At 37.5% G+C, this 19,549-nt stretch carries 18 protein-coding genes; 1 reads left to right on the top strand and 17 read right to left on the bottom strand.

Annotated elements, in window-relative coordinates:
- The first annotated feature begins 148 nt into the window (after nt 1–148).
- Nucleotides 149–1,441, top strand: a complete 1,293-nt coding sequence (locus tag PZE06_RS15160) for an ATP-binding protein (protein WP_225310697.1) — start codon at nt 149–151, stop codon at nt 1,439–1,441.
- Nucleotides 1,442–1,669: 228 nt separating this feature from the next.
- Here the strand turns inward: PZE06_RS15160 and PZE06_RS15155 are convergent, their stop codons facing one another.
- The 17 genes from PZE06_RS15155 to PZE06_RS15075 all read right to left on the bottom strand — a co-directional run bounded on the left by PZE06_RS15155 (nt 1,670) and on the right by PZE06_RS15075 (nt 19,542).
- Nucleotides 1,670–2,899, bottom strand: coding sequence for an NAD(P)/FAD-dependent oxidoreductase (locus PZE06_RS15155; protein ID WP_150916688.1), 1,230 nt, complete (start codon nt 2,897–2,899; stop codon nt 1,670–1,672).
- A gap of 379 nt (nt 2,900–3,278) precedes the next feature.
- On the bottom strand, nt 3,279–3,734 hold the full coding sequence (locus PZE06_RS15150) for a GNAT family N-acetyltransferase (protein ID WP_150916686.1): 456 nt from the start codon (nt 3,732–3,734) through the stop codon (nt 3,279–3,281).
- A 193-nt stretch (nt 3,735–3,927) separates the two neighbouring features.
- Nucleotides 3,928–4,665, bottom strand: a complete 738-nt coding sequence (locus tag PZE06_RS15145) for a creatininase family protein (RefSeq protein ID WP_150916684.1) — start codon at nt 4,663–4,665, stop codon at nt 3,928–3,930.
- A gap of 4 nt (nt 4,666–4,669) precedes the next feature.
- The gene (locus PZE06_RS15140; protein WP_150916682.1) at nt 4,670–5,293 is read right to left on the bottom strand and encodes a bifunctional 4-hydroxy-2-oxoglutarate aldolase/2-dehydro-3-deoxy-phosphogluconate aldolase; all 624 of its coding nucleotides are present in this window, start codon (nt 5,291–5,293) and stop codon (nt 4,670–4,672) included.
- Nucleotides 5,294–5,301: 8 nt separating this feature from the next.
- Nucleotides 5,302–6,222: a phosphotriesterase family protein gene (locus tag PZE06_RS15135; protein WP_150916680.1), complete on the bottom strand. Its 921-nt coding sequence runs from the start codon at nt 6,220–6,222 to the stop codon at nt 5,302–5,304.
- Between the two features lie 197 nt (nt 6,223–6,419).
- The gene (locus PZE06_RS15130; RefSeq protein WP_150916678.1) at nt 6,420–7,688 is read right to left on the bottom strand and encodes a PTS ascorbate transporter subunit IIC; all 1,269 of its coding nucleotides are present in this window, start codon (nt 7,686–7,688) and stop codon (nt 6,420–6,422) included.
- A 6-nt stretch (nt 7,689–7,694) separates the two neighbouring features.
- Nucleotides 7,695–7,979, bottom strand: coding sequence for a PTS sugar transporter subunit IIB (locus PZE06_RS15125; RefSeq protein WP_150916676.1), 285 nt, complete (start codon nt 7,977–7,979; stop codon nt 7,695–7,697).
- 14 nt (nt 7,980–7,993) lie between these two features.
- The gene (locus PZE06_RS15120; RefSeq protein WP_150916674.1) at nt 7,994–8,425 is read right to left on the bottom strand and encodes a PTS sugar transporter subunit IIA; all 432 of its coding nucleotides are present in this window, start codon (nt 8,423–8,425) and stop codon (nt 7,994–7,996) included.
- Nucleotides 8,426–8,495: 70 nt separating this feature from the next.
- Complete coding sequence (locus PZE06_RS15115; protein WP_150916672.1) at nt 8,496–9,254, bottom strand: GntR family transcriptional regulator; 759 nt, start codon at nt 9,252–9,254, stop codon at nt 8,496–8,498.
- A gap of 539 nt (nt 9,255–9,793) precedes the next feature.
- Nucleotides 9,794–10,900, bottom strand: a complete 1,107-nt coding sequence (locus PZE06_RS15110) for an alcohol dehydrogenase catalytic domain-containing protein (protein WP_150916670.1) — start codon at nt 10,898–10,900, stop codon at nt 9,794–9,796.
- Nucleotides 10,901–11,744: 844 nt separating this feature from the next.
- Nucleotides 11,745–12,578 (bottom strand): alpha/beta fold hydrolase, encoded by an 834-nt coding sequence (locus PZE06_RS15105; RefSeq protein ID WP_150916668.1) that lies wholly within the window; start codon nt 12,576–12,578, stop codon nt 11,745–11,747.
- Between the two features lie 18 nt (nt 12,579–12,596).
- A complete protein-coding gene (locus PZE06_RS15100; protein WP_150916666.1) occupies nt 12,597–13,490 on the bottom strand; it encodes an ABC transporter permease in 894 nt (297 codons plus the stop codon).
- A 17-nt stretch (nt 13,491–13,507) separates the two neighbouring features.
- The gene (locus PZE06_RS15095) at nt 13,508–14,500 is read right to left on the bottom strand and encodes an ABC transporter permease (RefSeq protein ID WP_225310693.1); all 993 of its coding nucleotides are present in this window, start codon (nt 14,498–14,500) and stop codon (nt 13,508–13,510) included.
- A 32-nt stretch (nt 14,501–14,532) separates the two neighbouring features.
- Nucleotides 14,533–16,167: an ABC transporter substrate-binding protein gene (locus PZE06_RS15090; RefSeq protein ID WP_150916664.1), complete on the bottom strand. Its 1,635-nt coding sequence runs from the start codon at nt 16,165–16,167 to the stop codon at nt 14,533–14,535.
- Nucleotides 16,168–16,192: 25 nt separating this feature from the next.
- Nucleotides 16,193–17,416, bottom strand: coding sequence for a dipeptidase (locus PZE06_RS15085; protein ID WP_150916662.1), 1,224 nt, complete (start codon nt 17,414–17,416; stop codon nt 16,193–16,195).
- A 46-nt stretch (nt 17,417–17,462) separates the two neighbouring features.
- Complete coding sequence (locus PZE06_RS15080) at nt 17,463–18,527, bottom strand: ABC transporter ATP-binding protein (protein ID WP_225310694.1); 1,065 nt, start codon at nt 18,525–18,527, stop codon at nt 17,463–17,465.
- Nucleotides 18,517–19,542, bottom strand: a complete 1,026-nt coding sequence (locus PZE06_RS15075; RefSeq protein ID WP_150916658.1) for an ABC transporter ATP-binding protein — start codon at nt 19,540–19,542, stop codon at nt 18,517–18,519. The genes PZE06_RS15080 and PZE06_RS15075 overlap by 11 nt, the downstream gene beginning before the upstream one ends.
- Nucleotides 19,543–19,549: the final 7 nt, after the last annotated feature.

Raw genomic sequence — 19,549 nt, 5'->3', positions numbered from 1 at the left:
ACCATACGATTGAATCGATTTGCTATAATCGCGAACGTTAGGAAAAATTGTAAGTTTATTAGAGCTTTTGAAGGATTATATCTGTTATTGTAGAAATTAAGAACTATATAATCAGAAGTCTTGGTTGTTGAGGAGGTATTCTATTTTGGTGGAAAATGTTGGACATATACTCTATCATGTATTAATTGTAATATTTCCAATACTCTTATATTACTTTTTGGCTATCCTCAAGAACATTTATATCAGTAAAGCTCATAAAGGCATATTATTAGTACTAACTTTTCTAATTCTTTTGTTAACAATTTCATTTCCAGTGTCTTATGCAAATGGTTTTGTTTATGACTTTCGCATTATCCCGATCATCATTGCTTTTATTTATATCGGCTTTTGGCAGGGAATTGCAGCTATTTTTGTTATGCTGCTATACTTACACTTCTTAGGGCAGACGAATTTGTCAATCACTCTTTTGAATTATGGCATCATTACCGTCATTCTTTATTTTATCAAAAATAAATTAAGAATTTTTTCGTTAAAGAAGAGCTTTTTATACATAAGTGTAGTCTATTGGCTTATCACTCTTACTCGAAGTTTTTCACTAATACATAATAAACAATATGAACATCTTCTAACAATGTTTCTTTTCTCAATTATTACGTGGATTACATTAACCCTTGTCATCCTTCTCATAGAAACGTTTAAACAACATATTAGACTACAAAAGGAACTACAACGCTCTGAGAAGCTTAATATCATAAGTCAACTCGCCGCTTCTGTTGCACATGAAGTTCGAAATCCCATGACCACCATCAATGGATTTTTACAGTTAATGAAAAAAGACGACAACATTAATGAACAACAACTAGCATATATTAATATTTCTCTCTCTGAATTGAATCGTGCTCAAGACATTATTAACGACTATCTATCATTAGCAAAACCAAATGATAAAACGACCCGTATTATCAATATTAGTGAGGAGCTATTAAAAACTGTTGAATTGATGACTTCCTATACGAATATACAAAATATTGAGGTGCAATCTATTATCGAACCATCCCTTTATGTAAAAGGAAACGCTGATGAAATCAAACAAGTTTTTATCAATATTATTAAAAATGGAATCGAAGCCATGAATAACAGAGGGCTTTTAAAAATTGTCGCTTTTAATGATGGCGATTATATTATTATCAAAATCTCAGATAACGGTGAAGGAATGTCAAAAGAACAGTTGTCCAGAGTCGGAACTCCTTTTTATTCCACTAAAGACAAAGGTACCGGTATCGGATTAACCATTTCATTTCAGATAGTAGAACAATTAAAAGGAAAAATAACGGTTGAAAGCGAGGTTGGTTTTGGAACAACTTTTATTCTTTCGATCCCGGTTTGCAAACTAGAAAGGAATGATCAACAGGCTGAACATCCTTTGTCAGCAAACTACTGAACATAAAAATTAAGCTTTGTTAACCGATTATGGGCTTATCTCGTGTGAAAGGTTCAAATTGCCGACAATGGGTATCAGGAAAACCTTCTTGCTGTTTTCTCAGCTGATAGGTTGATTTCCACTGCAACAGTTAAATAGTACTACTAAGGTATAGCTTGGATCATCCTAAAAATAAGAGCGTCCCTCATCATCAACGATGCACTAGGAACGCTCTCTTATTACTATTATCTACCTTGATGAAGCCGTTTTAGCATAACTTTTTTTAAATTTGACATTAAACATTTCCTTCAGCAGCAATAATGGACCACCGAGAACAAATAAATAGCGCGCTTCAATAACCTGCTTCATAAAGGATGCGAGACGTCCTGTTAATTTAACACCAAAAACATTACCAACCGCCGCACGGCTACCAATGGATGCAACCGTACCTTTATGATGATAGATAAATGGTTTAAGAGCATGACCGCGAATAGCAGCTGCTAAATTGAAGCCACATACTTGTGCCTGTTGTATAGCCACTTGAGCAGTTGGTGGAAGAGGAGTGTTTTCTTCGCCTTCAAAATAAGCAGCATCCCCTATACAAAATACGTCCTCAAGTGTTTTTACACGGAGATATTGATCTACAGGAATTCTCCCTTTCACAAGTTGTACATTCCATTTCTCCAGAAGACGATTAGCTCTCACCCCTCCAGACCAAATTAGGGTTCTAGCTGGAACTTGATAGCCATTATCAAGGATAACGGCTTCCTTATTACATTCGACAATCTTTGTAGATGTTACTACCTCTACACGATTCTTTTTCAAGTAAGCCGTAGTAAAATCAATTAGCTTTTGATCAAAAAATGGAAGAATTTGATCAGATGCCTCCACATTTACAATTCTAGTATTCTCTAAAGGAATTCCATATTTTTTGCAAAGCTTTGGCAATTGATCAATTAGCTCCCCAACCATCTCAATTCCTGTGAAACCAGCTCCTGCCACGATAAAAGTAAGACGAGATAAATCGCCGTCCTCATTATATTTGTTAAACTGCTCTATAATATGATGCTGAATCGCTTTGGAACTGCGAAAGCTTCTAATTTTAAATGCATTCTCCTCCACTCCAGGTATTCCAAAGGTATCTACATCAAATCCGAGTGCAATGAGCAAATAATCATATTCCAATACTTCATTATTTTCTAACATAACCTTTTTACTAACAAAATCAACATGGTCAACAATTCCCTTTTTAAAATTGACCATATTTTTCTTAAGTAAATCAGCTATTTGCAAAGCTACTTTTTCATCAACTGCAGTTCCGGCACTCGTTTTATGTAACTGTGTTGAAATATAATGATAATCATGCTTATTAATTAAAGTTACTTCTGCTTCTCCTTTGTTTAAAATCGTTTCCAGTTCTTTACTGGTAATAATACCACCATATCCGGCACCTAAAATAATTACTTTTGGTTTTCTCATCCTGCTTCATTCCTTCTTTGTACTATTTGTTCCATTTCCGGCTGTATATTGTGATTAATTTCACATATTATAAAAAAAAGGCTTGTTAAACATGTTTGCTAGCAACAAGATTTTCAGCAATTATCTTAGTTTTACACAAACTTTTAGTTGTGTTGCGAAAAAATCCAAAATCAGCACCGATATATAACACTGCCTCAAAAAATAATGTTTACTATGTGAATAAATTCACAATAAATAAAACATAATATGATAGTACTTCACATTATTAAAAATTTCAAGAGAATTTTATAATTTATTGCTTAAAACTTCATAATAAGCATTTCTAAGGTTTTTAATATAAGCAACGTTTCATCCACAGCAAAGCTCGTCTCCCAGTTTCCTAATTTAGTTCCTGAGAAAGTCTAATCATATCTCTACACCAAATTCCATTCTCAAAGATAGTTTCTTCATAGTGTTTAGTAAAAAAGTCAAAATCTACAGCGACAATTCTAAAACCACATTTCTGATACAAAGCCAACTGTCCAATGCTTGAATTACCAGTTCCTACTTCAATCGTTTTAAAGCCTTTCTCTTTCGCTTTCAAAATGGCATCTGTGACAAGCAGTTTGCCCAATCCATTCCCTTGAGCATGCTCGGAAACCGCTACATTTACCAACTCCACCGTCTCTGGTCTTGTTGGAAGAAGAACATACACACCTACTATTCCATCAGTATTCTCTGCGACATAGCATTCTCCTCGTGCTAAATAATCGATTATGATCTTTGAGGATGGATCAGCCAATCGCAGCAATTCCATTGGTGGCTCTTGATCAGCCATTAATTTTCGAATATTCATCTAGGTACCTCCAACATAAAAAATCTTATCTCTTGTTCATTATAATTGCAGTAAACGAAACGAGGGAATTCATTGGTTCATTCTCATTTAACTCCAGCACTTAAAAAACAGAGCAAAAAAGCTGATTTGTCCAATAATCATCAAAGACAATCAGCTTCTCTTACTCCCATTCTATCATTTGAAAATAATTTAATCATTTGCCATTTTCTGATACAGAATTGACTAGCTCAACCATTTTTTCGACGAAACTCTCCAATAGCTTTTCACCCTTTGCTTTACTAGCCAATGTAGCATCACCGTAAACTCCACTCTTGCTTAGCTCACCTAATGAGATTGAAGATTTCCCATATAAAGCTGGTTTTTCTGGATACTCCCTAACCGCTTTCGACATATCTACTAGCTCTGGTTTTAGGGCAAGCATAAGGGACGTTTCTAATTCGCAAGCGTGAATCATTCCATGCCATGTCGTTGATTCACAATGTTTTGCCATCATTGACTCAAGCTCCGGATAAAATAAATAGACGACATTCATGTCTAATTCATCGGTTAATTCTCTAGTTGCATACTTCATACTGGCATTATTAGCATCATGACCATTAACAATGATTAGCGTCTTAACTCCATAGCGATTGACACTATGAGCAACATCTTTAATGATCGCTTCAACATGATGCTGTTGGAGAGAAATGGTTCCAGGTATATCACGCCAAACCCAGGAATAACCAAAAGGTAATGCTGGTAAGAGCAGAGCCCCTGTTCTTTCACAGATTCTTTTTGATATTCCCTCTGCTAAATATATATCAACACCTAATGGAAGATGATGTCCATGTTGTTCAGTAGCCCCGATAGGTAAAATAGCTACTGGATACTCTTCTATTGCTGCTTCTACTTCATCTCTAGTCATGTTGATAGCTTCTTTTACCTTTGACATATAATCAACTCCCTAATTCTTGGATGAGATTCGTATATTGTTGAGCTTTCTCTTCAATTTGTTGCAAATTATCCTTTGTTGCACCTCTAGGAACAAGATCACTACCGATTGCAAATGAGGAGCATCCTGCTTCGTAGTAAGCTTTCATATTTTGATAATCGACGCCACCAACTGCCATGATATGAACATTTGGAAAAGGACCTCGGAGACTTTTAATATATGAAATACCTAAATCATTGGCTGGGAATAATTTGACTACATTTATGTCTTCTTGTACTGCTTGAAGAATTTCCCCTGGCGTGAATACTCCAGGGAAAATTTCTACATTTTTTGACTTTGCATAACGAACCAATTCCCGTTCCCAACCGGGAGTAATAATGTATTTTGCTCCAGCTTCAAGAACTTGGTCAATCTGTTTTTGAGTGATGATCGTACCTGCACCTAACTGAATGGTATTTTTAAATTTTGAATGGATTTTTTCAATACAGCCCAACCCTTTTGCTTCATCACTTAAAGATACTTCAACCCAAGAAATTCCGTTTTTTTGTAGTACTTCTACAATTGAACATGCATCTTCTGGCTCAATACCGCGAAGAATAGCAATTATTGTTCCTTTGTCAACTGACATGATTCTCATCACCCTTCAAATTGTGCTAACCACCTTGCTGGATTTTCAACAAAAATTGTCTTGATGTCCTCTTCACTAATTCCTTCATTTTTTAATCTTGGAATATACTTTTTCAAAATATACTCAAACCCAGGTCCGCCACCATAAGCATGTAGATAACTTTTTCTCCCCATATCTGCTGAGATTAAAAGTTGCTTGACAAATCCATTTTTTATCATGTTCTTAATGAGTTCAATTCGAACACTATCAGGATAGTACTTTATTTTACTTGCCCCATCAAATTGAACATAAGCTCCTCTTTGTGCAAGCTGTAAATGATAATACGGGTCGGCATTACGATCGCTATGTCCAACAGCAACTTTCGTTAAGTCAACCCCTTCTTCTTCTAAAATATCCAACATCTCCTCACCCATTGTTCCCGCTTCTGTATGAAGCCAGACTGGTGCTCCCGTTTCTTTTTGTGCACGGGCAACTGCTCTAGTAACTTTTTCCTCTAAAGGATGTATTAATTGATCCCAAGAACCAGACTTAAGAAAGCCAGCTTTTGCATCTGTTCCATCCATTCCGATCATTACATCTCTAACAAGCTTTTGTTGTATTTCCTCAATTGAAAGAGCATTAACCCATGCTGGAAAATAAATATGTTTATTAAATCCAGTGGTTGCGACGACATGAACATTCGTTTCAATCGCCATTTGTTTCATTTTTGCAGCATTTCTTCCATAATCAAGAGTTGTTGCGTCTACAAGCGCTTGCCCACCTGCTCTTTTAAATCTAAATAATTCACTTACAGAAGCTTCATAGTCCGTTAATTCTAAGTCCCGATCTTTCTGATTCGGTGGCGGGCACGTCCATAAATGCTCATGACTATAAGTAAATCCTAATTCATTTTCATCAATATCTCCTAAAACTGTTCTGATTTTTCCCATCTTAAGTTCCTCCTTTTGAAAAAGCAGCTATAACCAGTCCCTTGAGCACGACAGATAATCGTAGTACGCGACGAACTTAAAATGCTAGACGCAATATAAATGTTTTTTGTCTATCATTGTTCGTTTTTGTTATTCCTGTGCACTTCTGAAAAGGCTGAGGTTAGGGTATAGCTGCTCGACTCACTTTAGTATGTGCTTTATAAGCCTATTCCGAATAGTAAACCGATTAAACGAATAATCACTACTACAATAATGGCATCCGGGGAAGCAAACCATAGACCTTCTACACCATAGGCATTCATATCCACTAGCGGATATGCAAGGGCAACAAGCAGTGTCCATGAAACCCCTAGGAAAAATCCAGATATGATTGCTCCACGTCTCCCTCCTGATGCATTACCAAATACTCCAGCGGCACCGCCCATGAAAAATAATCCAATAACAGAAGGTAAAACAACAACTGGTAGCATTGTAGAAATAAAGGTTACGAGTAAGCTACCTACTAAAGCCGACAAGAATCCAAGAGTTACTGCAATTGGTGCAAAGGCGAAAAAAATGGGGACATCGAGGGCTGGTTTTGCACCTGGTACGATTTTTTCCCCTATTCCTTTAAATGCAGGAACAATTTCTCCAAGAAACATTCTTACCCCTTGAAGCAATACTAGTATCCCCGCAACGAATGTCAGTGCATTCATAATGGAAAATTGAACGATATCCTGTCCTCCTGAGATTTCAGCTAACACATTTTTATCAACGAATAATGCCGTGACCAAATAGATAACAATCATGACAATCCCCATGAGCACACTCATGTCTTTTAAAAAATCTAAAGTTTTGGGCACTTTTACATCTTCAGAAGATTTTTCTTTATTTCCCGCTAATCCGCCTACCCAACCAGATAGACTAATCCACGAACTTCCCCAAAAACCGAAAGCAATATCATCTTTTCCTGTGATTTTGCGAACAAATGGCTGCGATAAAGCTGGGAATAATACCATTGAAACCCCTTGAATAATTGAACCTAAAACGATCGTCATCGTGCTCGATAACCCCATTTGGTTAAAAACAATTGCCATTGTACCGGCAAAAGAAAACATCATATGTCCTGTTAAGAAAATATATTTCCATTTCGTTACTCTTGCGATTAATAAATTTATCAAAAACGAAAATACTAGAATAAGAGCTGTCTCTTTTCCTAATAAGGTTTGGACGGCAGCAACTAAAGCATTATCCTCTGCAACAATGCCTGTTAATCCAAAAGCTTCTGTAAACATCGTACTAAATGGAACTAGTGCTGCTACAATAATATTTGATCCTTGCTGTAAAATGATAAATCCAAAAATTGTCTTTAATGTTCCCTTAATAACATCAGATGCTGTTTTTCGTAAGGCTACTAATCCGACAAGTGCAATAATTCCAAGAATAATGGCTGGATTGCTTAAAACGTTTACAATAATATCAAGCATATTTCCCTACCCCCTTTGATGTAGCTTTTGAATAATCGGCATTACTTTCGCTTCGATTTCATCCTTATCTAGTAAATTATTAATCGAAATCACTTCTACTGACTCATCGTTAAGCTCTGCTGATATTTCACTTGAAGCCACCATAAAATCACAAACCTTTCCTTTAGCAGAACCTAAATCTACAGCTTCTCCTTGAACTTCATATCCATGTTTCTTGGCAATCGACTGAATATCCATCAGTAACATTAGGCTTGTTCCAAATCCCATTCCACAAACTGTGACTATTTTCATAGTTAACACTCCTTTTATATAATTGATAGGATTTCTTCTTTTGAAGTAGCTATGTTCATAATTACATTTAGTTTTTCTTCATCTCTCAATACATCTGCAAGTGCCTGTAACATTTGGATATGGCTCACGCTATCAGTTCCACAAAGGGCGCAGACAAGTGATATAGGATCATTGGTAGGGTGCCCGAATACGACTGGTTGACTTAATCTGATTAACGACACTCCCTTTTCTTTTGCACCAAGTTCTGGTCGTGCGTGGGGAAAGGCAATGTTTGGAGCCACTACAATATATGGCCCAACTTCTTTAAATCCCTTGACCATTGCGTCTACATAGCATTGTTCTGCTAATCCTTCGTTTACTAATAACTGACCTGCTTTTCGTATTGCATCCTCTGCATCTTTTGCTTTTACATCCAATTCAATTAACCCTTCAGTTAATGTAAGCATGTTAAGTCACCCTTTCTAAGTTAATCAATGGCCAAGTAAGATTTTTCAAATATCAAAGCTCGCTGTAAACTTAATTGATATGTTTTATTTTATTCCTCCCATTCAACTCAATATGGTATTGATATCGATCTCCACGGTTCGACATTTCAACTAATTCGAATGGAGTTCCATCCTTTAAATAAGACACCCTAGTTAAATGTAGCAAGGCTGATTCCGGTGGAATTTGCAATTCAACTGCTTCCAAATCAGTAGCAACTCTTGCTTGAATGCGTTCGTAAGCCTTCTCAAGTCGAATATTGTATTCTTCTTCCAAAGTTTCATATAATGATTCTCTTTGCAGACCTTTTTCAAGAAAGCCAGGTATAAACTTCCCACGCATATAATTAATCATGATCGCAATAGGTTCGCCATCAGAATAGCGTGTGCGCTTGAGGCAAATGACTTTCTCATTGGGAGTTAGTTTTAACTCTTCTCTTATTTTTTGAGAAGGTTCCAATTCAAGAAGTAATGTATTATCAGTGTGAATTTCTTTTCCTCTAAGTCGCATTTCTTCTGTCCAACTCGTAATCGCTCCCGCAGTTTGAACTATTTTTTTTGATTGAATAAAAGTTCCCTTTCCTTGTATTCTTTTAACCACACCTTCAGAAACTAGTTCATCAATTGTTTTTCTAACAGTAGCCCTACTGACCCCGTAAAGCTTTTCGATTTCAGATTCAATTGGTAGAGAATCTCCTTCTGACAGATTTTCTTCGATATAGCGCATCAACAACATTTTCAATTGCTTATACAGTGGCTGCTTTGACTTTTTATCAATGAAACTTTTACTCATTTTTCCCTATCACCTCTAAAATGAATACCTTTACATCATGATGTATTATTAATACATCCTTATATTTTCATAATACATCATAATGAATATCATTACAAGCATCGTTTTTTCAAAAATTGATCATTATCTATACTTGCATTTAACCAAATGAATCGATATATTATCATGATCTATTCATTATTAAACTTTTCTTTCAATAGGAACGCACCCTTTAACAAAAAAGAAGAAAACCTCTCTTTTGGTTTTCATTGGTCGCATACCTAGTTTGACCTAAAGAGAGATTTCCTTATGTACAGAAATGATATACTATTGGCCAATTTGTCCTATCGGACGGTACTGAAAACGTCATAACAAGGGGTGCTCTTCAAAACAAGCATCTCAATTTCCTTGCTTCTCCTCATTAAAGGCATGGATACTATCTATCAAATAACGGAAAGTCATCCTTACAATTAATCGATGAACAAATGGGAGCGAAAACTTCCAGCCGTTTTTGTCATCAATTTATTTATTGCCTTCATCAGCAATGATGTTAAGCCAGTTTAACTCACTCTAATCACGATTTTCCCGAAGTGATTTCTGTTCTCTAATAAAGTTTCGGCTTCAGCGATTTTTTCCAATGGAAAGACAGCACTTACTTGAGGATTTAACTTTCCTTGCCAAACCTGCTCGGTTACTTGTAAGAAATCTTCCCAATTACCCATTGGTGCCCCTAACACTTGGCGATGCCATTGGTAAATTTCTCGAATGCTAATTTCAGGGAAATCACCTGCTGTTGCTCCAGACAGCACTAGCTTTCCCCCCATTTTTAAGCTATTTAAACTTTTCATAAATGTAGGCTTCCCGACTGAATCGAATGCGATATCAACCCCTGCACCTGTTGTCCATTCCTTTACTTCCTTGAGCCAATCACCATTGGAATCAAACATTGCCATTGCGCCTAATTCGAGACATCTTTTTCTTTTCTCCTCACTGCTTGCTATCCCAATAACTGTTGCCCCAGCTGCAATTGCTATATCTAATTGGGCAGAGCCAAGACCGCCGGATGCCCCAATTATCAAAACCGTATCAGAAGGCTTTATTTGTCCAACATTGACTACTCCCCTCCAAGCTGTCGTATAGACTGCCGGAATAGCCGCTGCTGTCACAGATGGAATATGGTCAGGGATGGGAATAATATTTTTAACAGGAACGACTACATACTCTGCTAATCCTCCCCATAAATGTTCGCCAATAATTTTATAATCTGGACACATGCTCGGTTCACCAGCTCTACAAAACTGGCACTCTCCACAGCCAAAGGATGGGTTTATAAGAACCCGGTCACCTTTTGTAAAGCTGTTCACTAAATTTAATGTGGTTGACCCAAATTTAACAACACGACCAACGATATCGACACCAGAAATATGTGGTAACGTTAACTTTGGCACACCTGGTCCTTTTAACCCCTCTCGAGCAAATATATCAAGGTGATTTAATGCTGTTGCTTCTACTTTAATTAAAACCTCATGTTCACCTGGCTTTGGGATCGGAATCTCTTCGATCTTGAGCTTCTCAGGTCCGCCATGCTCACGAATCACAACTGCTCTCATATTAAAAGGAATTTCTTCCTCTGTAAAATCTTCTTTTTCTATACTAAAATTGGCCATATATGCTCCTCCTCATATCCTTCATGATTTCTTTATGAAGCCAAGTCAAATTCATCATTGTCCAGACGAACTGACTTGAAAAGAATATAGTTTCATTACGATATTCATGATGAACTTGCTGTTGTTTATCTTTAAAAGCGGTATACATGCGAAAAACGATAGTCCTGACGGCTAAACACAGCTATGTTTTTCTCTTTTGAGCGAAAATCTGTCTGATGTGCAAATTTGATTTATCTAATCCGGTTGGGAGATATTCCTGTTGAAAAATATAATTGCTTAATCTATATAAAACAGGTACGTTTCTTCCTGTTCTATCCTCTGTTTTTTGTATGTTTATTCCATAAGGGGAAGGTGCGTGGTGGGCAACAATTTTTTTGATACTTTAGCAATTGGAACATGGGGAACTGAACGCCATGAAAGGGGAATACCCCCAACCCATGACTAAAATTAGGAAAACTACCTTTATTCGAATATCTATAATTTAATTGTATATTTTCTGCAGCTGGTTCAATATTCACCGATGGAGGAGACACTTTAGAATGCTAGAGTTCATTTGAAACGAGCTTTTTATTGAACACAAGCAATCCCTAGTCGATTGATTAGAGCCTGAATATATTCGCTTCATTCTTGCATCATTAAATAATCAGTTCATAAGCCTAATCGATTTTATTGTCCAAAGCGCTTACATCCATTTTTGCTTATTCGGAAAAAACAAGATTCACACATTAAATTTCTCAAGTATTAAACAACTTCCCAAAAAAGAAAATAGGAGCTAGAGTATTAAAAGAGTGGCTACGATTTACTTGCCTTCATATTAGTTCTCTCTAGCTCGGCTTCTTCCTTTTTAGGAGTTATTTTGCAAAAACTCTCGGACTAGCTCTAAATATTTTTCATTCTCCTCGTTTTGCGGGGAATGGCCACTGTTTTCAAAAATTACAAGCTTTGAGTTTGGAATTTTTTCAGCAATTAACTCAGAGCAAACAACCGGCGTAATCCAATCATGTCTCCCGACTGTAACAAGTGTAGGGACTGATATTTTGTGCAAATCTGGAACTAAGTTAAAATTCGGCTTATTGTATCTAAAGGCATAGTTATGAGTTTCATACCGATAATAAATCGAATCGATTCTCTTTTTAACGGCCTCTTCATCAAATTTCACTGTATAAAGTGGTTGAATAGCGGTAAACATCTCTTTTAATTCTTCATTTGACTCTACTTTTCCATCGAAAAGGCGGCGAATTCCTGCTTCTGTAATCCCAGGCAAATCGCTTTCCAGTGCTTGATCAACGGAAAGATGATCAAATTCACTATTGGCAGCAGTGTCTCTTAGTAAAACATGGGTCACGCTATCAGGATACCTAAGGACATATTCAAGGGTAAGAAAGCCGCCATATGAACCTCCTAATATTTTGATTGGCGCGCCAACGAGTTCCTTTCTCAATGCTTCGATATCGGCAGTCCACTGTTCATGGGTAAAGGGTGGTTTTCCTTCAGAACGTCCCGATCCTCTCATATCCATAAATATCAATCGATATTGATCACCAAGAGGTGAAAATGCTTTAATATCACTGCGACAATCCCCTAATCCAGGTGCACCATGAATAAAAAAGATTGTTTCTCCATCAGGATTCCCATGAACTTCGTAATATAATTGATTATCATTAATCGTTATAAACAAAATATTTAGCTCCCTTCGTTATTTCTTTACATATTTTGGATCGAGCGCATCACGCAGACCGTCACCTAAGAAATTATAGGCAAGAACAACAATGGTTATCGCTGCTCCTGGTAATATTCCTAATACAGGTGCAGTCCAAATATATTGCTGTGAATTTTGCAGCATATTTCCCCATGTCGGAGTAGGTGGCTGAATCCCCAACCCTAAATAACTAATTGCACTTTCCGTCAAAATCGCCGCTGCAATTGTTAATGTACCTGAAACGATAATAGATGGTATGATTTGGGGAATAATGTATTTCGTTAAGATCCGAATACTTCTTGCCCCCGATGCATTAGCCGCTTCTACAAACTCGTATTCCTTCCACTTTAATGTCTCACCGTAAACAACCCTGGCAATTTCCATCCAGCCGCATAAGGCAATGACGATAACGACCATGACTGGGCTTGTACCAAGAACTGTTAATGCAACGAGAACAAAGAAAAAGTTAGGGATCGCCATCATTGCTTCCGTTATCCTCATTAAGACTGATTCAACAAATTTGCCAAAATAACCGGCGCACGCTCCGACCAATGTCCCGATCAGTAAAGCAAACAACATAGCTGCCAATCCGACTAGCAAAGTAACTCTTCCACCGTGAAGCATTCTTGCAAAAACATCTCTACTTAGATCATCTGTTCCAAAGGGATGCTGTAAAGACCAGCCTGCTAAAGAGCCGACTTCCTGCAATTCTTCTGGATTAACCGTCCAAAAAATGGGTCCTAAAAAAACGATTAGGTGTAAGAATATGAGGAACCATAATGAAAAATAAGCGATCTTATTTTGTTTTAATCGCGTAAAGATCGTGTCTTTACTTTGCTTTGCTTTTGTCATTGTTTTGCTTCCATAATCTTGATTTGTTGATACCTCCATTTTCCCACCCCCATTATTTATACATTTTTAACGCGTGGATCAATACGAGAATAAATAAGGTCTACAATCAAATTACAAAGCACAACAACAACTGTAATAACTACTGTAACCCCCATTACGAGTGGATAATCCCTTCCTCTTGCCGCCTCTAAAATAAGTGTCCCAATCCCTGTCCATCCAAAAATCGCTTCGGTAATAACAGCTCCGCTTAGAAGTCTTGGAATTAGTACACCAATGATTGTAACTACTGGAATTAATGCATTTCTCAGTGCATGTACATATAAAACGATTGATTCTTTAGCCCCTTTTGCGCGAGCAGTACGAATATAATTTTGAGATATAACCTCCAGCATTGAAGAGCGGGTAAAGCGAACAATATTAGGAAGAACAGTAGTTGTTAAAATTAGTACTGGCATAATTAAATGAGAAATCCAGCCCCAGAAATTAAAATCCGCACCACGAGCACCAACTCCAGAAGATGGCAGCCATCCAAGGTTAATAGAAAATAAAAGAATGAGCATGAGTCCAAGCCAAAACGCAGGAACTGATAAGCCAAGGACGCTAAAGAAATTAATGACATGATCCTGAGCCTTTCCTCGCTTTATAGCTGAAATGACCCCAAATAATATTCCAATCGTAATCGAGAGAATTATTGTAAATACTGTTAACTCAATCGTATACGGAAGACGTTCTGCAATTCGTTGAACAACCGGTTCACTTGATGTAAAAGAAACACCGAGATCACCCTTAAGAGCATTCGTTATCCAATCAATATAGCGAATGTGGATGGGCTGATCTAATCCTAACTTTTCCACCATTGCTTGCCTTTCCTCTGGAGATGCATCCATTCTCATCGTGCTTGCTGGACCACCAGGAGCTAGATTGATTAGAAAAAAAGTGATGATCGTGACGATCAAAAGTAGAATCGCACTTTGTCCTAATCGATTTAGTAAAAATCTAAGCACTTCATCGCCCCCTGAATACTTCTTATTAGGAATAGAAGTGTGCATTACGCACACCTCCACCCCTTCATTCGTTTATTCTATTCTTCAATGTACCACTCATGGATATAGTGAAGTGCATCTCCAAACGCTAAATCTGGAACACCTTTAAGTTTGTCAATCCGCACTTGTGCTTCTTGTGGATACCAAAGGAAGATATACGGTAATTCCTCTGCCATTAGTTTCTGCGCTTCAATATAAATCTTTTTACGCTCTTCTACATCACTTGTTTGAGCTCCTTGATCTAATAGCTTGTCTAACTCAGGATTTTGATAATGTGGAATATTATTTCCTTTCACATTTGCCGAATGCATATACGCAGATAAATCAGGGTCCGCCGGATATCTCCACCAATTTAAGCTCATTTCATAATTACGATTGACTACAACATCCTGAATCATAGCGTTCCATTCCATCGCATTTAATTTGACATCAAGACCAATTTTTACCAGATACTGTTGTACCATTTGCGAAACAGCCTCTAAATCACCTTGAATACCAATTTTAAAATCGATTGAAAACGGTTCTCCATCTTTGTCAACAATTCCGTCCCCATCTGTATCGGTCCAACCTGCTTCAGCAAGAAGCTCTTTCGCTTTTTCAGGATCATAATCATATCGTGCGACATCGTCTGTATAATACTCTTCAAGCGCTGGAGCAATTCCCGCATCAGCAATCGTTCCATATCCTTTTAGTACCGTATCAATGATATTTTGTCTGTCAATTGCATGAAGGATAGCTTGCTTCACTCGCTTATCTTGATATTTTTCTTCTTCATGATTGACAATGATCCAAAAGAATCTTGGAGTCTCTCTACCAAAGACACTTACTCCTTCTGCTTGTTCAATTCGCTCGATCGATGCCAAATCATCGAGAGCAAAGATGGAAAGCTCACCACTTAAAATTTGGGCGACATGTGTATTTACATCTGGTAATACCTTATATTCAATTTCATCAAGTAAACCAACATCTCCATAAAAATCATCATTTCTCTCTAATACTACACTTTGTCCTGAAGTATAACTCTTCAGTTTATATGCCCCTGTTCCCACTGGATTCACTTTGTTAAAGGATGTTAACTCCCAAGGATCCTCGCCTTCAAAAATATGTTTCGGGACGATCTCCGTGTTGAAGCTTAAATAAGCAGGTAGCGCTGCAACAGGGCTTTCCATAATGAACTTAACCTCATAATCATTCACTACTTGAACCTCTTTCACCTTTTGGAAGTAAGATGAATTATTCGCTCCAAGCTCAGCATTCAAGACTATTTCATTAAACGTATATGCAACATCTTCAGCTGTAAACTTTTCTCCATCATGCCATAAAACATCATCTCGTAAATAAAAGGTCCATTCTAATTCATCATCTGATGTTTCCCATTTAGTTGCTAAATCTGGTGAAGGTGCTAAATCCTTTCCAGGTTGTGTTAGTCCAGAAAATAAAACTCTGTTTACAACATTCGATTCAGCATAAGCATTTGGATGCCACGGGTTAAACGTTGGATCGGCCACGATCGGGATGGAAACTTTTCCACCTTTTTTAGGATCACTTCCTGTTCCTTCTCCCTCACTTTGTTCACCACTGCTATTTGAGCTATCTCCTCCGTAAGAACATCCTGCAAGAAGGAGGAAGAATACTAAAATAACACTCATAAATCTCCATTTTTTTGTTTTCATCTCTATCTATCCTCTCTAAAGATAATTATTTTGCCCAAGTAGCTTCAAGCACTCTCAAAATATTCGCCCCTGCAACTTTTCGAATATCCTCACGGCTGTAACCTTTTTTAACTAACCAGCGAATAATATTCGGAAAGCATTCAGCAGGATTCTCTAGGCCTTTCACATACTCGACTTTCGGATAGCTGTTTGCTCCATGTGAACTTTTGATAGAAAGCTGGCCTGATAAAAGATCGTGGATTCCCACATGGTCACCAAAAAGAGTGTCAGGGCCAAATGCAACATGGTCAATACCTACTAAGTTTGCAACATATTCAAAATGTTCCATGTAAGATTCAATGCTATGAGTTAGGTTATTGGGCGTAATCGTTGTATGTGGTGCTGCCTCAATTGCGATTACCCCTCCCTTTTCTGCACAAGCTTTTATAACATCGTCTGGCTTTAGACGTTTCGTATCCCATAATGCTCTTGCTCCAGCATGGTTAATCGTAACTGGTTTTTCACTTGCTTCAATGGTGTCTAATGACGTCTTATCTCCAGCATGTGAAACGTCAATCGTAATCCCGAGCTGATTCATCCGTCTAACTGCTTGCTTTCCAAAAACGGTCAAACCCCCGTCATTAGGTTCCCTTAAACCAGAACCCAATTGATTCGCCTCAGAATAAACAACTCCCATTGTTCTAATACCAAAACCATATAAAATGTCTAATCTATCAAGCTCATTTTCAATCATTGTGCAAGATTCTAACGCTCCAACGAAGGCAATTTTCCTCTCTTTCTTCGCACGATATAAATCGGAAATGCGCTCCGCTTTAATGACCATATCCTGATGAGCAATATCACTGAAACGAATACCAATATCATGAATAACATCTGACCATTTCCAGCCAGCTTTCGACGTAATCATCGCTGTTCCATCCATGAAATTTTCAAAAATCACATCCAACCCTGATTGACTTAATGCCTCAAAGCCTGTCCAATCACGACCATGATGTCTAAATTCATAAAATTCTTCTAGTTTCTCTGGCATCACAAATGTATGCTCATGCATAGAAATGATATAGTCTTCCTCTAGTATTTGCTGAACCGTTTCTTCTTGAGTTTCTGATACAGGATATGTGTAAGGTTCTACACGATCGTTTTCTTTTGATAGTTTGAACTCCTTATAGTCGGTTCCAGGTTCTAAGTATTGAAATGATTTATATCCATCATAGATTTTTTGATTTCCTTGCTTAATCGTCTTTGTCATTTCATAAACCCCTTTACTTTTTTATAAATCCGAAGATTCAATCAATTTAATTTGCAATTTTTTCTTTGTTTAATAACTCTATTGCTTCTTTTAACGATTGCCCTTTTTCTAAAGGAAAATGGCAGGCAACAAAATGTTCATCACGAATCTCCTTTAATGATGGAGCTTCTTGCACGCAAAGTTCTGTAGCCAATGGGCATCTTGTCCTAAATCGACAACCTGATGGAGGATTAGCTGGAGATGGCACCTCCCCTTTTAAAACAATCCTTACTTTTCTTAATTTAGGATCAGCCTCTGGGACTGTTGATAATAAAGCTGCTGTATAGGGATGGGCAGGATGATCAAAGATATTATCTGTTTCGGACAGCTCTACCAGCTTTCCAAGATACATGACGCCAACCCGGTCTGATATATGCCTGACCACATTAAGCCCGTGGGCAATAAACAACATCGTTAAACCAAGTTCTTTTTTTAGCTTCATAAGTAAATTAATGACCTGCGATTGTACAGAAACATCTAAAGCTGATACTGGTTCGTCTGCAACGACAAATTCTGGATTTAAAGCAAGTGCTCTCGCAATTCCTACCCTCTGCCTTTGCCCTCCAGAGAATTCATGGGGATAGCTGTGGTATCGGCTCGGGTCTAGCCCAACAAGTTCAAGCATTTCCTTTACTTTTGCCTCTTTTTCCAAACCACTTGCGATTCCATGAATTTCATACATCTCACCAATAATCTGGCCAATTGTAAATCTAGGATTTAGGGAACCAAAAGGGTCCTGATAAATAATTTGCATCTCTTTACGAAGTTTACGGAGTTCACGATTGTTTTGCTCTAATATATTCGTATTTTTATAAAATACCCTTCCCTCTGTCGGTTCCTGTAGCCGTAAGATATTTCTCCCTAAAGTAGACTTTCCACACCCTGATTCTCCAACAAGTCCCAATGTTTCTCCTTTATAAATATGAAAGGATACATCATCTACGGCTTTGACGATTTTCCTTTTGCTATTAAACATTCCACCTCCTTTAATTGAAAAATGCTTTTTCAAGTTTTCTATTTTTAGAAGCGGTTCTTTCGTAGCAGCAGATGTTTCCTCTTGGCTATGATTCAATGGAAATCTCTCCTTCCTCTTCCACATCAAGCAGGCTATGTTCAAGAAGATAATCTACATGCCAGCAAGCAACTTGTCTATCTCCTCTTGTTTCCATTGCCGGAGCTTCTTGATGGCATTTTTCAGTGGCGAAAGGGCATCTTGGTGAAAATCGGCACCCATCTGGAATTTCATTCAAACTTGGAATAGAGCCATTGATCGATTTAAGGGGAACCCCTCTTTGCCCATCCATCTTAGGCACAGATTCTAGCAAACCTTTCGTGTAAGGATGTAAAGGTTGTTCAAATATATCAAGCGTATTAGCAATTTCCATTATTTTTCCTGCGTACATAATGATAATTCGATTCGCCATTTCCGCAGCCACTCCAATATCATGAGTGATTAGCATGATCGACATCTTTTTTTCTTCCCTTAAATTTCGTAATAGCTCTAAAATTTGCGCCTCTATCGTTACATCAAGGGCCGTTGTTGGTTCATCAGCAATTAATAATTCAGGTTCGGATGCTAATGCCATCGCAATCATTACCCTTTGCCTCATTCCCCCGGACAATTCATGTGGATATTGTTTTAATCTCCCCTCAGGATCTGATATTCCGACAAGGCGAACAAGTTTTTCTGCCTCTTTCCAAGCCTCTTCTTTGCCAATTTTATGATGGAATAAAATCGCCTCGGAAATTTGCTTTCCAATGGTGAATACTGGATTAAGGGCCGTTAATGGTTCTTGGAAGATCATCGATATTTTCGAACCCCGTATTTTTCTCATTTCATCCGCTTTTTTTGTCGTTAGGCTTTCCCCTTTAAATGAAATTTCTCCATTTAAGATCTTCCCATTTTCAAATTCAACTAGTCGCATAATACTCATTGATGTAACACTTTTACCACTTCCAGACTCTCCAACAATACAAATCGTTTCTCCTTTATTAATATCAAAGGATACACCGTCAACTGCTCTGACAAATCCATTTTTTCCTTTGTAACCAACAACAAGATCTTTTACTTCTAAAATCTTGTCCATACAATTA

Source organism: Robertmurraya sp. DFI.2.37 (assembly GCF_029211245.1).
GTDB classification, from domain to species: Bacteria; Bacillota; Bacilli; order Bacillales; family Cytobacillaceae; genus Robertmurraya; species Robertmurraya methanolica_A.
This window is presented reverse-complemented; position numbering and strand designations above follow the sequence as displayed.